The sequence below is a fragment of the Polaribacter sp. HaHaR_3_91 genome (genome assembly GCF_019278525.1).
Lineage (GTDB): Bacteria > Bacteroidota > Bacteroidia > Flavobacteriales > Flavobacteriaceae > Polaribacter.
This window is the reverse complement of record NZ_CP058986.1, coordinates 1,763,860-1,778,676: the sequence shown is the minus strand read 5'-3', so window position 1 is coordinate 1,778,676 and position 14,817 is coordinate 1,763,860. Positions and strand designations below refer to the sequence as shown.

14 protein-coding genes are annotated in these 14,817 nt (G+C 28.6%); 1 reads left to right on the top strand and 13 read right to left on the bottom strand.

Going from position 1 to position 14,817, the window contains the following annotated elements:
• Window position 1: 1 nt before the first annotated feature.
• From H0I27_RS07435 to H0I27_RS07385, 11 genes are all read right to left on the bottom strand, one after another.
• The gene (locus H0I27_RS07435; RefSeq protein ID WP_218733236.1) at window positions 2–1,417 is read right to left on the bottom strand and encodes an MBOAT family protein; all 1,416 of its coding nucleotides are present in this window, start codon (window positions 1,415–1,417) and stop codon (window positions 2–4) included.
• An 88-nt stretch (window positions 1,418–1,505) separates the two neighbouring features.
• Window positions 1,506–2,396, bottom strand: coding sequence for an alpha-1,2-fucosyltransferase (locus tag H0I27_RS07430; protein ID WP_218733234.1), 891 nt, complete (start codon window positions 2,394–2,396; stop codon window positions 1,506–1,508).
• 102 nt (window positions 2,397–2,498) lie between these two features.
• The gene (locus tag H0I27_RS07425) at window positions 2,499–3,302 is read right to left on the bottom strand and encodes a glycosyltransferase (protein ID WP_218733233.1); all 804 of its coding nucleotides are present in this window, start codon (window positions 3,300–3,302) and stop codon (window positions 2,499–2,501) included.
• Between the two features lie 53 nt (window positions 3,303–3,355).
• Entirely contained in the window at window positions 3,356–4,627 is a 1,272-nt protein-coding gene (locus H0I27_RS07420; protein ID WP_218733231.1) for an ABC transporter ATP-binding protein, read from the bottom strand.
• Window positions 4,628–4,629: 2 nt separating this feature from the next.
• Window positions 4,630–5,502, bottom strand: a complete 873-nt coding sequence (locus tag H0I27_RS07415; protein ID WP_218733229.1) for an ABC transporter permease — start codon at window positions 5,500–5,502, stop codon at window positions 4,630–4,632.
• Between the two features lie 334 nt (window positions 5,503–5,836).
• On the bottom strand, window positions 5,837–7,135 hold the full coding sequence (locus tag H0I27_RS07410) for a hypothetical protein (RefSeq protein ID WP_218733227.1): 1,299 nt from the start codon (window positions 7,133–7,135) through the stop codon (window positions 5,837–5,839).
• Entirely contained in the window at window positions 7,128–8,231 is a 1,104-nt protein-coding gene (gene rffA / locus H0I27_RS07405) for a dTDP-4-amino-4,6-dideoxygalactose transaminase (RefSeq protein WP_218733225.1), read from the bottom strand. Before rffA ends, H0I27_RS07410 begins: the two co-directional genes overlap by 8 nt.
• Window positions 8,222–8,893 carry an N-acetyltransferase gene (locus H0I27_RS07400; RefSeq protein ID WP_218733223.1) on the bottom strand — a complete coding sequence of 224 codons (672 nt, stop codon included), beginning with the start codon at window positions 8,891–8,893 and terminating at the stop codon, window positions 8,222–8,224. Before H0I27_RS07400 ends, rffA begins: the two co-directional genes overlap by 10 nt.
• Window positions 8,890–9,822 carry a glycosyltransferase family 2 protein gene (locus H0I27_RS07395; RefSeq protein WP_218733221.1) on the bottom strand — a complete coding sequence of 311 codons (933 nt, stop codon included), beginning with the start codon at window positions 9,820–9,822 and terminating at the stop codon, window positions 8,890–8,892. The genes H0I27_RS07400 and H0I27_RS07395 overlap by 4 nt, the downstream gene beginning before the upstream one ends.
• The gene (gene aroQ / locus H0I27_RS07390; protein ID WP_218733219.1) at window positions 9,823–10,236 is read right to left on the bottom strand and encodes a type II 3-dehydroquinate dehydratase; all 414 of its coding nucleotides are present in this window, start codon (window positions 10,234–10,236) and stop codon (window positions 9,823–9,825) included.
• Between the two features lie 78 nt (window positions 10,237–10,314).
• Complete coding sequence (locus tag H0I27_RS07385; RefSeq protein WP_218733217.1) at window positions 10,315–10,818, bottom strand: transporter; 504 nt, start codon at window positions 10,816–10,818, stop codon at window positions 10,315–10,317.
• 223 nt (window positions 10,819–11,041) lie between these two features.
• On the opposite strand from H0I27_RS07385, the gene xerD reads away from it, so the two are divergent.
• Window positions 11,042–11,938 carry a site-specific tyrosine recombinase XerD gene (gene xerD, locus H0I27_RS07380; protein ID WP_218733215.1) on the top strand — a complete coding sequence of 299 codons (897 nt, stop codon included), beginning with the start codon at window positions 11,042–11,044 and terminating at the stop codon, window positions 11,936–11,938.
• 137 nt (window positions 11,939–12,075) lie between these two features.
• Here the strand turns inward: xerD and H0I27_RS07375 are convergent, their stop codons facing one another.
• On the bottom strand, window positions 12,076–13,185 hold the full coding sequence (locus H0I27_RS07375) for an alkaline phosphatase family protein (protein ID WP_254713155.1): 1,110 nt from the start codon (window positions 13,183–13,185) through the stop codon (window positions 12,076–12,078).
• Window positions 13,185–14,771: a fibronectin type III domain-containing protein gene (locus H0I27_RS07370; protein ID WP_218733213.1), complete on the bottom strand. Its 1,587-nt coding sequence runs from the start codon at window positions 14,769–14,771 to the stop codon at window positions 13,185–13,187. The genes H0I27_RS07375 and H0I27_RS07370 overlap by 1 nt, the downstream gene beginning before the upstream one ends.
• Window positions 14,772–14,817 lie beyond the last annotated feature (46 nt).

Genomic DNA, 14,817 nt, shown 5'->3' with positions numbered 1-14,817 from the left:
ATTAAAATTGAAAATATATAAATGATGTTTTTTCTGCAGATGACATTGAATAGAGGATTACAAAAATAAAAAATACATAGAAAAATTTTCTAAACTTGTTTTTAAAAACAACTACAATTTCATCTCTTCTAGAAAGCCATTCAATTAAAATAAAGATAAACAATACCGGAAACATTCTTTTTTGACGAATAACTGACGGTAAAAAATTAGAAACATCAAATATGCTACCAATATACTGTATCGCTTCTGTTATTGTTTCTGCTCTAAAAAACACCCATGCTAAACAAGTAACTGAAAAGGTTGCTATAATGCTTAAAATTTCTTTTATGGAAGTGTTTTTATGATTGACATCAATATTTTTTCTATTTCTATTGGTTAATAACAAAGGAACAAATAACAACGCATTTATAATTCCCCAAGCCATAAATGTCCAATTAGCACCATGCCAAAAACCACTAACTAAAAAGATTATAAAAACGTTTCTTAACTGAAATATTTTAGAACCTTTAGAACCTCCTAAAGGAATGTACACATAATCTCGAAACCAAGTAGTTAAAGAAATATGCCAATTACGCCAAAACTCCGCAATATCTCTAGAAAAATATGGATATTTAAAATTCCGCATTAAGTCGAAACCAAATAACCTTGCAGTACCAATGGCAATATCTGAATACCCACTAAAGTCTCCATAAATTTGAAATGCAAAAAATACCGCACCTATAATTAAAGTGAACCCGGACTGTTCTTGATAATTATCAAAAATCTGATTTACATAAACAGCACAATTATCAGCAATAACCACTTTTTTAACCAACCCCCATAAAATTAACTTCATACCAGAAACCGCATAGTCATAACTAAACTTTCTTTCTCTATGAAATTGAGGTAATAAATTAGAAGCTCTTTCTATTGGGCCTGCAACTAACTGAGGGAAAAATGAAACAAAACTAGCAAAAGACACAAAGTTATTTGATGGCGTTAACTTTTTTTGATATACATCTATCGTATAACTTAATGTTTGAAAGGTATAAAATGAGATCCCTACTGGCAGAATAATCTGTAAGCTGGAAACATTCATTTGAATACCTAACTGTTGAAACCCAATAACAAAGTTTTCTATAAAAAAATTGTAGTATTTAAAGAAACCTAACATGCCTAAATTAAAAAAGAGACTTAATCCTAATGCCCATTTTCTTTTTCTTTTTTCATCAGTAATTTCTAAGTATTTACCTATGGAAAAATCTACAAGCGTACTTAAAAAGATTAAGGACAAAAATCGCCAATCCCACCAACCGTAAAAAATATAACTGGCTAATAAAATTAAGATATTTTGTTGCTTCGTTTTTTTAAAAACAAACCAATACAAAACAAAAACAATAATCAAAAAGATTAAAAATTCGATGGAGTTGAAAAGCATAAATTAAGCTTGGTAAAGTTTATTAAAAATTTAGAAATAATTATTTTTTAAATATGCACGCTGAATAAAGTTATTAGTTCAAAAAAAATTACATTTTAATCCATTCATTTGGAATTATATCATCATCCTCTGAACCATTACACCATTTTTTTGGTCCTATTATATTTTTTTTTGAATTTTCTATCAACCAAGCTCCCCACCAACTAAAAGTACTATTAGCTATAATACCGTGTTTAGCTTGAGTCATTAAATACATATCTTGCCACGAATTATCTCCATAGTTAAACTGAACGTAAGTAGCTGATTCAATATTTAAGTTTTCTTTAACCCATTCTTGATCATCTGAAAAAAAATAAAACCTTGGATTGTTAATACTCTTCGACAAATATTGTATAGATTTCTCATAATAACTCAAATTACAAATATTACCTAACGCTGTAACGTATTTTTCGCTTAGATAATCCCCTCTTCTAATATGGACAAAGACACTATTACACTCTTGCATTTCTATAGCAAGTAATTTTGTGTCTTTAGACAATAAGTTTTTATTAAACTTAAAGCAGTCTCTAACTTCTTTTTTTGCATTTAGGAAATATTTCTCACTCTGCCATGTACCTAAATATAATTGATTTAATGATTTATTTTGATTAAATACTTTTTTATAAAAACAAAAACTTTTAGGTTCTGTAATAACCTCTAATTGAAGTATTTTGTATATTTTAAGTCTACGTCTTGATGAAAATTTCTTTAAGACTTTTATTAATAATTGTATATACCATTTATACCCATACGATTTATGTTCAGATTTATTTATAGAAAACAACTTCTCCAATTCATATCCCTGATGACCGTAAGAATGTGAATTATAATCCTCTGATACAAATACAAAAGTTTTATTGCCTTGTTTTCTAAAAGCCAGACAAAGAGCATAATCAAACATTTGATTACCTAAACCACCAGCAACATTTACAAGCTTCATATTTATTTTATAAATTATTTATTTTAAATTTAGAGCGTTTTTTTTTAAAACTCTTTCCTGAATGTTCCTCAATTCTCTCTTTATTATTATCCCTAAAATCATTTAACAGTTTAAGCTTTTAGGTTTTAAAATGGATTCCTTTATAGCTGATAATATCTTTCTTAAATATTTATAATTTATTTTTTGTTCGTGATTTACATTTTTCACTAACTCAACAAAACCTTTATTATATTTTCTTGCCCTAATATATTGAAACTCATTAAAATCTACCCATGATGCATCCCAAAGATGCACGGCATAACTATTTGCCGTTAAATAATTTTTATAATTATTTTTTTCTGAAGACTTATTGGACGGTAATGGATAGAAATAATCGGTAGGATAAACGATAATATCTTCTTTTTCTATTTTAGATAAAAAAAGATCATTATAATTATATGTTTTTTTAAACGTCTCAGTGATTATTTTAGGAATGGCAATGGAAAATAAGTTCACAAATCCTCCAATTTTTAAATTACTATACTTTTCTAAAATTTTAAAAATAAATAGATGGTTTTTAGTTGCTCCAAAAATAGCTGCATTAATAGTTAATTTATCTTCAATTCCAACAAACATTTTATTTTTTAAAAGTTCATCAAAGTTTTTTACGACCAACACATCTGTATCTAAATAAATACCTCCATATTCATATGTTTTTTGTAACCTAACATAATCAGAAACAAATGCCCATTTTTTTAATTTATAAGCATTTTTAACAAAGCGATGTTCAAATTTAGTGTTTTTTTCATTCCATTCCATAAACTGGTAATCTGGTAAATACTTTTTCCAAGAAGAAATACAGTCTTTTACCAAATCTGGTTTTGGTGCTCCGCCAAACCAACAATAATGTATTATTTTTGGAATCATTAATTAAATTTAAATCTATAATTAAACATAGCACTAAATTAGAGTTTTACTTTTTAAGGTTGTGAATAACTTATTGCTTTATGGATAATTAAATTATGTTTATTTTCCAAGATTCTACTTGAATTAAACACATTATCTTCTTTAACTTTTATAGAAAATGCATCTTCCAGTGCTTCAAAATTAGATAAACTTCCAAAGTAAATTGTTATGTAATATTCCCCCTCTCTGTAAATTGGAAAGTTAGATATAATTAAATTTACAATATTAGTTCCTTTAGTTATTTTAAGAGGAAAACCTACATGTAGATTATTAAACCTCATAATAGACTCTCTCTTGTTATTACAAATTCCTATACCTAATTCTGGAGCAAAATAATCTTCTTTTACATTATAAGTAAATTCTATTTTAAATTCAGAACCAGCTTTTATAATTCTTGTTTGTTTATTATTGCTAAAGGTTTTTATAGATTGTATTCCAAATTGTTTTTTAAAATCAAAAAAAGCGGTATCATTTTTTAATACTTTTTTCAAATTTAAACTTTCATATTGGTTGAGGACTTCTTCTATTTCACCTATACAAGAAACCTTACCATCTTCTAATAAAACACCTCTAAAACAAAGGCTTTTTATTGCAACTAAATCATGACTAACAAACAATACTGTTCTTCCATCACTATTAGAAATATCTTGCATCTTACCAATGGCTTTCTTTTGAAACTCTGCATCTCCAACAGCCAAAACTTCATCTACAATTAAAATATCTGGTTCTAAATGAGCTGCTACAGCAAAAGCCAAACGAACCTTCATTCCGCTAGAATAACGTTTTACAGGTGTATCTATATAACGTTCACAACCAGAAAACTCTACAATTTCATCTAATTTTTCAGAGATTTCTTTTTTAGTCATCCCTAAGATTGCACCATTTAAAAAAACATTTTCTCTCCCTGTCATTTCTGGATGAAAACCGGTACCAACTTCTAATAAAGAAGCAATTCTTCCTTTAGATTTGATAGAACCTGTAGTTGGGCCCGTTACTTTTGATAAAATCTTTAAAAGAGTAGATTTCCCTGCACCGTTTTTACCAATAATACCTAGAACTTCTCCTTTTTTAACTTCAAAATTAATATCTTTTAAAGCCCAAACATATTCAGATTCACCTTTTGTAGCCCTATTATTAGATTCTCCTACTTTTAAATATGGGTCTTCTTTACCTCTTATTTTTGCTAAAAACCGGTTAAAATCATGACTAATTGTACCTGTACCAACTGTTCCTAAACGATATTGCTTAGATAAATTTTCTACCTTTAAGATTACTTCTTTTTCCATATCTAAATTGTATCTATAAACGTTTTTTCAGTTTTATTAAAAATTAATAATCCTAAAAAGAAAACTATAATGGTAAATATAGATGTATAAATAATTCCGAAAGTAGAGTAATTACCATCATTTAAAAGTATAAATCGACCAAACTCTATTAAGTGAGCAATCGGATTAAAATCTACAATCCAAGAATAATCTGTTCCTTCTTCAGTATTAATTAATTTTTCTCTCATTAAATCTAAAGGATACATTACCGCAGATATATACATCAATAGTTGAACACCAAAAGAAACTAAAAAAGTTAAATCTCTATATTTGGTAACCATAGAACTAATTATCATTCCTAATCCCAAGCCCATCATCCCCATTGCAATGATTAATAAAGGGAAAAATAAAATGTATGCATTAGGTAAAACCTGAAAGCCATTAAAATAATAGTAAATATAAAAACATATAAAAATAAATATTTGAATCCCAAATTTCAATAAGTTAGAAACAACTATAGACATAGGCATTATTACTCTAGGAAAATACACTTTTCCAAAAATTGCTTCATTCTTTTTAAAAGTATCTGATGTTGCTATTAAACATTCTTTAAAATAGTTCCAAATAGTAATACCAGCTAAATTGAATAAAAAAGGAGGAACTGAACCTGTTGAAATTCCTGCTATATTATTAAAAACTAATGTAAATATAATAGAAGTAAATAAAGGTTGTATTAAATACCATAAAGGACCTAAAATTGTTTGCTTATATAATGTAACAACATCTCGTTTTACAAAAAGCATTAACAAATCTCTATATTGCCAAACTTCTTTTAAGTTTAAGTCTAAAAGACTTGTTTTTGGCGTTATTTCAAAAAGCCACTTTTCTTTCTCCATTTATTAAATTTTCTAAAAAACAAATATAATTTATTTAATGATTTTAACACTTAACATCAACCATAATTATATCTTTTTATGCATTAAAAAAAAAGAACCTTATCAAATCATAAAAAAATAACTTATAGAGTTTTATAAATATTAATAGGGAATAAAACTAGCAAAACTAACACCAAAGCAACTATATTATAAACAGTATATAACATAAAACTATTAAACGTAAATTTATATTAGTAATCAAAAAGCAGTGTTATTCTTATTGAATCCATTAAAACAAATATTAAAAGTAGTTTTAAACTCTTTACTTATTTTTAAAAAAAATGTCAATTCTAAATTATATAAGATATTTATAATTATTAATTATAAACTTCATATTCATCAATCCCAATAACAAAAAATGTGCTACAAAAAATAAAAATTCAAGCTTATTTTTGTTTTTACTTTTTACATACTTATAAAAATAAGAAAAAAACAAAATTGGTATTAATACAATTATAGGTAAAAACCATCTAGCTTCTACATAAGAACAAATAATTAAAACAATAATTATGTTATAATTTATAAAAAAAACAGCTATTTCATTATTAATAATTTTGTTTAAAGTAATCTCTTTTTTAAAAACACCTTTAAGAAAGAAAAATAAACCAAAAACAAAAACGAGTCCAAGTATTCTTGTATAAGGTTTTATCAAATAAACAGCTTCTCTAGTTGATGTTTTTATACTTCTAGGAATATTAAATGTTATTGTTTCAAAAACTGAATTAGGTAATGAATTACTCCCATTTTCATCAATATAAGCAACAACATCTTCTGGTTTACAATGTTTACCATATTTTAATTTACCTTCCTCTAACCAAATTGCTGTTAAGTATTGTACTTGAGGCCAAGAAACATTTTTATATTCTATCTTTTTTTCCATAAAAGAAAGTTTCCCTTTTTCTTTTATAGAGGGGTAATTTAATAACAATAAACCAATTATAAAACTAACTACTATGAATGTGCTTTTATGAATAATGAGTTTATAATTTATTTTTTCTTTATAAAAATAGACACCTAAAATAAGAAAAAATGTTGGAAAGATTAAAACACTCATCATTCTTGTTGACAACATTAACGCGAGAATAAGCCCCAAATAAATATAAAGACTTTTACTTTCTCTATTTTTTTTTATGTGGAAAAAAATTATAAAAAATAATAACGTAAAAAAAGTTAATACGCTATCGTTAATGCCTTTAAATATAAAAGATAATAATACCATGGCATTAACAGAAGTAATTATAATGGATCTTCTATAGAGTTTGGGTAAATAACTATAATTTCTTTTAACAAACAACCAAAGTAATAAAATACTAGCCAGACCAAAAAACAAGCTAGTCATTCTCATTGCCATTACCCTTTCTACACCTACTTGATAAAATAAAAAGGAAATACAATTAAAGAAAGTTGAATTTCCTAAAACATTTGCCTCTGAAAACCCAGAATCTATAAAAACATCAAATCCTTTAATAAAAAAAACTTCATCTCTTATAAGTCCTGTCTGAATAAATATTGACAACAATCTTATAGCTGCATAAACACTAGTGGTTAGAATACTAAAACCTACAAATAAATTTAAAATATTTTTCTTATTCATAAATAACACAAGATTGTTCCAACTCATAATACAAAGGCATTCTTACCAACGTATCTGCATATCTATCACAATTAGGTAGTTGCCTGCCATCATGTTTGTCTTTAAAATAAGGACTAGAATGCAAGCTTACATAATGAAAAACAGGATTTATTGCTCTTTCTTTATAACTTGCAATAAACTCATTTCTTTTCTTTAAAGATGTTAAAAGCACATAAAACATGTGTGCATTATTTGTTGCATAATCGGGCACCACTGGTAATGACACCTTTTCCTCTTCTTTAAAAAACTTATAATATGTATTCCAAATTTCTTTTCTTCTTTGCTGAATATCTTCTAAATTTTCTAATTGTGCCCATAAGAAAGCCGCAATGATTTCTGATGGTAAAAAAGAAGACCCCACATCTACCCATCCATATTTATCTATTTCTCCTCTAAAAAAAGCAGAACGATTGGTGCCTTTTTCCCAAATAATTTCTGCTCTATCTATAAATTGCTCATCATTAATACCCAACAAACCACCTTCTCCACTAATTACATTTTTTGTTTCGTGAAAAGAAAATGCCGACAAATGACCAATACTTCCTAATGCTTTTCCTTTGTAAAAAGATTCTATCGCTTGGGCGGCATCTTCAACCACATAAATTCCATATTTTTTAGCCAATGCCATAACTGTATCCATTTCGCAAGCTACACCTGCATAATGTACTACAACAATTGCTTTTGTTTTTGATGTAATTAAGTCTTCTAGCTTATTTTCATCAATATTAGGTTGATCTGCTCTAGAATCTGCAAACACAATTTTAGCGCCTCTTAACACAAAAGCATTCGCTGTAGACACAAACGTATAAGAAGGCATAATAACTTCATCTCCTTCTTTTATCCCTAATAAAATAGCACACATCTCTAGTGCATCTGTACAAGAAGTTGTAAGCAGTGTTTTTTTTATTCCATATCTTTCTTCAAAAAAATGCTGACATTTTTGCGTAAAAATTCCATTACCAGAAATTTTACCAGAAGCTACCGCTTGTTCTATATATTTTGTTTCGTTACCTGTTAGGTAAGGCTTGTTAAATGGAATTACAGTATTTACCTCCATAAATGATAGATATATTCTTTTTGCACAATATTATATTTCATTCTCTTATAAAATGCGACAGCAATTTTATTTTGTTCTTGAGTTTCGACCAATATTTCTTTACATTCATTGTCTTGTGCCCACTTTTCTGCTGCCAACATTAACTTACTCCCTATTTTTTTACCTCTCTGAACTTCATCAACAGACAACAAACCAATTTTACAGGTTTCTTTATCCTTTTTTAAGGTAATCAGACCTACATCAATTCCGTCAATTTTATAGGTAAATACCTCATCACTAAAACTTCTATTTACAGAGTTTAAAATCCATAATTTATAAAATTCTAAAAATTTATCATTGGGTATTTTAGGGTCTATTTTAAATCTTGAATACTGACCACTTTGATAAGTTAAATTAAGTAATTCTCTAGAAACCTTATTACCTAAAGGATAAGAAATTATTTTAGGATCTATCCCTATTCTTCTATGAGTCAATATTTTAGTAAAAGTAACTTTAACATCAAATAAATATTTCTCTAATAACTTTACCTCTTCTTCACAAAACAAATAAGTCAATCCTTTATTAAGTTGTATTTCGTTAGCTTTTACAGCACTTTTGCATTTACCTCTATAAACATCAACTCCAAAAAAAATCGAATCCCATTCTAAGTATTCTACTATCATATATTCTTTTTTTGATATACAATATAAGAGGGTCTTGCTTTTACTTTATCAAATACTTTACCTAAATACACGCCGATAACCCCCATAATAGAAATTAAACAACCCGATAAAAACCATATTGAAATAATAATAGTTGAATATCCTTTAACAACAATATGATTAGATAAACTTAAATATAAGTTGTAGACAATCATTAATACAGAAATAAATACAAGCAAAAACCCAAACTTTACAAAAATCTTTAAAGGCTTATTAGAAAAAGACACAATATTATCAAACGCCAAACTTAATAGTTTGCCAAAACTGTAACTAGATGTACCCGCTAGCCTTTTTGCATGTTTTACAGGTACAGTTATTTTCTGATACCCAACCCAATTAATCATGGTAGGTAAAAACTTTATAGCATCTCCTAATGATAAAACAGAAAGAATAACATTTTTATGATACACCCCAAAATTACCTACTTGATGTGATAAATTAGACCCTGTAAAAAAGTTTAAAATTTTATAAAATATTAACGAACCTAACTTCTTTGTAAACGTATCTTTTCTTTCTTCTCTTGCTCCTAAAACAATAGGAAATCCATCTAAGGCTTTGTTGTATAATTTTTCAATTTCCTCTGGTACATCTTGTAAATCTCCATCCATAACCACAACCCATTCTCCTCTTGAAAATTCCAATCCACAAAAGATTGCTGGGTGTTGACCAAAATTTCTACTTAAATTGATAGATTTTATATTATTATTTCCTTCGGATAGTTTTAAAGCTACTTCCCAATCATTTTCTGGACTTCCATCATTTATTAAAATAATTTCATAAGAAATATTTAATTTTGAAAAAACTTTTATTAATCTTATAGATAGCTCTTCTATAGTGTTTGCACATCTGTATAAAGGAATTACAACCGATATTTCTTTTTCTTTTTCCACCTACAAAAAACTCTCAATTCCCAACTCATAACTCTTTAGACCAAAACCTAAAATAACTCCTTTACAAACAGGAGATAAATAAGATTTATGTCTAAAAGCTTCTCTATTGTGTACATTAGAAATATGCACTTCTACAACTGGAGTTGTAATACCACTAATTGCATCTGCAATAGCCACAGATGTATGCGTATATGCACCTGCATTCATAACAACACCATCAAAACTAAAACCAACTTCGTGTAATTTATCGATGATAACACCTTCACTATTCGATTGAAAATAAGACAACTCTACATCATTAAACTTTAATTGAAGAGTTCTAAAATAATCTTCAAAAGTTTCTGAACCATAAATTTCTGGTTCTCTTTTTCCTAATAAATTTAAATTAGGTCCGTTTAGTATAAGTAGCTTCATAAATCAAAAATACATTTTTTCAACAAAAAAACGGAAGCTTTTCAGCTTCCGTTTGTAAATATAATCAATATTTCTATTTTAGATTCCGAACATTACGCCCAAACTAACATTATTCATTTCTAAACCATCATTTGAAATTCCAGAATAAGAGACATTCAATTGTGTGGTATCATCAATTTTATAACCAACTACGGGTCTATAATAAAAACCACCATCTAAATCTTCACTTAAACCTATTGCATAACCAAGGTTTGCTCCAACTACAAATTTTTCTGAAACATTAAATCTTGCAGCACCAGATATTGGCAAAAAAGAAGCGTCTGAAACCTCAATAGAACTCCCTCCTAACACATCAACATCTTTACCAAAAAAGTGAGAATATTGTATCGATGGACCTAAAGTAAAACCATCTGCAACAGGATACATATAATTTAACTCTGCTCCTAAAGTTAAACCATAAAAGTCATTGGCATCACCTGTAGGCACTCCTACATTTAGCCCTCCATTTAAAATACCTTCTTGTGCATTTGCAGCACCTACACCCATTATTGTTACAAAAGCAACTATCAATAATTTCTTCATAATTTTTAAATTTTTAAGTTCTCTACAAAAGTAAATCAGTACTACTTTTTACATGAACGGAAAAGATTTAAAAGTTGACTCAAATGAAATTGAGTAAATTTTTAACATAAAAAGAACTACTCAACTAGTTGTATTAGTAGGTTTCTTTTAAAAATAATTTTATAAGAAACCCTAGTAAAATTCTTTAGCTATCTTTTCTGCTAACTTTTAATATCTTTATCCCATGAAATGGCAAAACGCAATTAGAGATTTTCAACTCTTTTTAAAGATAGAAAGAGGGCTTTCTAAAAACACAATTGAGAGCTACACGAGAGATTTAGAAAAACTGATGTTGTTTTTAGAAGAAAATGAAATCAACCACACTTCTATTACTATTGACGGAGAGTCCATTCAGCAATTTATTTATGAAGTTGCTAAAAAAGTGAATCCTAGAAGTCAAGCGCGTATTATTTCTGGTTTGCGTAGTTTTTTTGATTATTTAATTTTTGAAGATTATAGAGAAACCAATCCGACAGATTTAATTGAAGCTCCAAAAATTGGAAGAAAATTACCAGATACCTTGTCCGAAGATGAAATTAACAATCTTATTTCTGCTATCGATTTAAGTCATCCTCAAGGCGAAAGAAACAGAACTATTTTAGAAACTTTGTACAGTTGCGGTTTGCGTGTGAGTGAACTTATTACACTACAAATTTCTGATTTATTTTTTGAAGAAGGTTTTGTAAGAGTGATCGGAAAAGGGAATAAACAGCGTTTTGTACCGATTCATTATGCTGCTCAAAAATATATTTCTAGTTATATAAAAGACATTAGAACTCATATCACACCGCAAAAAGGTTTTGAAGACACGGTTTTCTTAAACAGACGCGGCAGAGGATTAACCAGACAAATGATTTTTATCATTCTAAAAAATCTATCTCTAGAAATTGATTTAAAAAAGAAGATTAGTCCGCATACGTTGCGTCATTCTTTTGCTACACATTTGTTAAAAAACGGAGCAGACTTAAGAGCTATTCAACAAATGTTAGGTCATGAAAGTATTACCACAACCGAAGTGTATGTGCATTTAGATAAAAGTTATTTAAAAGAAGTGGTAGAAACCTATCATCCTAGAAAATAAAAAAGACTGTCTAAAAAAGTTTAAATCTTGTCATACTGAACTTGTTTCAGCATCTAGTTCTAAGAACCTAAAATAAATTCAGGTTGACAAAAAAAACAATTTAAAGACAGCCTTTTTAACTTGTTAAAAACAACTTCTTACTTTATAAAAGAAAAAGGTTTCCCAATTGAATCTGTTGTTACTTCTATATCTAAAAGCTTTCCTACAGAAGCAGCTACTTGATTTGTATACAATTGTTCTTCCAATACAATTTCTCCTTTTGCTTCAATTTTATTTCCAAAAGCAATTACCCAAACTTGGTCTGTATCTTTTATGGAGTCTCCATGATGTTTCCAGGTTTCTAAAGGTTCTGTACCTCTACCATGATCTGTCGTAATTATAAAAGTCGTTTTTCCTTTATAAAAAGGATCTTGTACTGTAAAGTCCCAAAGTTTTTTAAGGAATGCATCTGTTCTTTGTGCCGATTTTAAATACGCATCATATTCTCCGTCATGTGCAAAATCATCGGTTTCTCCGTAAGAAATAAACACCAACTTCGGATGTTTTTTCTTGATTGTTTCTAAAGCATAATGATGTGTAAAAACATCTAAACGAACACCTCCCCAAGGACTCGGAGTTTCTGCTTGTAATTCATTTAAGAAGACTTCTTTATCTGACAAATCAGTACCTTTTGCTTCTCTAAAACCTGCATTTACATATAAACCGCTTCTTTCTTCATTGATAATCGACGGAAAAACATCCCAACTACCAAAAGCAGCAACTTTACCTTTATAAACGTCCGATTTTTCTGCTATTTCTAAAAACGTAGTATTCGGATTCGGAATTTTATTGTTGCTATTAATCCTTACATCATCTGCCTTTCCTGTTAAAATCTCATTATAACCCGGATACGAAAAATGCATTCCGTTGGTTAAATTCATTTTACTTCCTTCCCAACGATTTCCGTGAATTTGCCCTGTTTTAGCAACTTTACTCCAAATAAAAGGAAGCAACACTTCTCTTCTTTTGGTTGCAGATTCCCTCCAAAATTCTTTTTTCAAACTTTCAGGATTCCCAACATATTCTTTATTTCCTACCAATAAAGAATCGGCACCAGCAAACAATTCTTGCCAACGTAAACCATCTAAAGTAATTACAAAAACCTTATTAGAATCGTCTTCTACAAAGGTTATTTCATTCTTTTTTTCTGAAGAACACGCGGCTAACATCAACAAAAAAAAGACACTTAATAATTTTAATATTTTCATTATTTAATTGTTTTAAATGTTTTTATCGCAGACCAATTACTCCAATTTAAAAATTGATCTCTGTAACGTACACGAACAAAATAGGTGGTATCATTTTGTAATTTTCTATCTAAAATCTCATCCGTTAAATCATCATCCTTTTGTCGGTTTTCTCTGTAATACCAATTTTCATGTTGTTTCCATGAATCATAAGTTGGTTTTGCAAAATCTTCTGTGGTAGATACTTGCCAATTTGCTCCTGCATGAAAAGCATCTTTTTTATCACTTGTAAAAGAATTTGCTTTTAAAACTACTTTATAAATAGGTTGTTCTTCTTTGCTAAAACCAACTAAAACAGGTGTTTTTGGCTGAATCGTTTTTTTAAAAACCGTAATACTATCTCTTAATTCGTTATTTCTAAATTCAATATTATTACCTCTACTTATTCTTTTTAAGGTAAAAGAAGGGTTCTCTTTATCTGGATCTATGGTTGCTAAAACAAAACCATATTCGTCTTGTGTTACTGTAAATTCGTCGTAATCTCTACCTTCAAATTCGCCCCAATTATCAATTGCACCTCCGGCGGAAGCAACATTTACCCATAAGTGTTTGTGTTCTTTAGATTGTCCTCTAGAATAGCCATGTGTGTGTCCGAAAAAGTGCAAACTTGGTTTGTTGGATTCTTTTGTAAAGTTTTCTAATAATTCTACCACTTTTCCTGAGAAATCTTCTTCACCAGGAATCCATAGTTCAGATTTATGTGGATGATGTAATTGTGCAAAAACAAAATCTATCGAATCATTTTGGGCTGTTTTAGCCAAAAGCTCTTTTAACCAAGTTAATTGTTGCTTTATATTTCGATAACCATCATTAGAGTCTAAACCAATAATTCTGGTATTAGCATAATCTTTAAACCACCAATGTTCTGCATATTCTGGACTTCCGTTTTTAGGAAGGCTAAAATACTTAAAGAAATAATCTGAATTCCGTTCATGATTCCCAGGAACTGGATACACAGGCACTTGAGAAAATAATTTTTCTGATTGTTTAAAAAAATGTTCTTCCCATTGATTAAAAGTACTGCCAGTAACTACCAAGTCTCCTGGAATTACCACCATTGCAAGATTGTCTGAAATATCGCCTTCAAAATTCTTTTTAAAATAAGGTAAAACTCCTTCTTCTACAATTTCTTGAAATTTTGTTGGATGCTGCCAATCATTTTGCATATCGCTCATAGCAACTAGATTTATCTTTTTAGAGCCGCCTGCAAAAGGAGGTGTTTTAAATTGATATACTTCAGAAACGGCTTTACCTGTTTGTACTTTATAAAAATAGGTTGTAAACCTTGTTAAGTCTGTTATTACAACTTCATGCACTCTTTTTTCTGTAAAATTAATATCAAAAGAAGTTCCTGAAGCTTTATTTTTTAACTTGTTCTTTTTTGTTCCCCAATAAACAATAGATTCTTCTCCAAAATCAGTTTGCCACATAATTTTAATAGAAGTAGGTTCTGCATCTTGTAAATAAGGTTTTATCTCTATTTTTTGCGCCCACAAAAACGGAACACAAAACAATATAGAAAATGTAATGAATATCTTTTTTTTCATTTTTCTTTAAATTAAAAATAAGGCCATAATTAAAATTACAACCTTA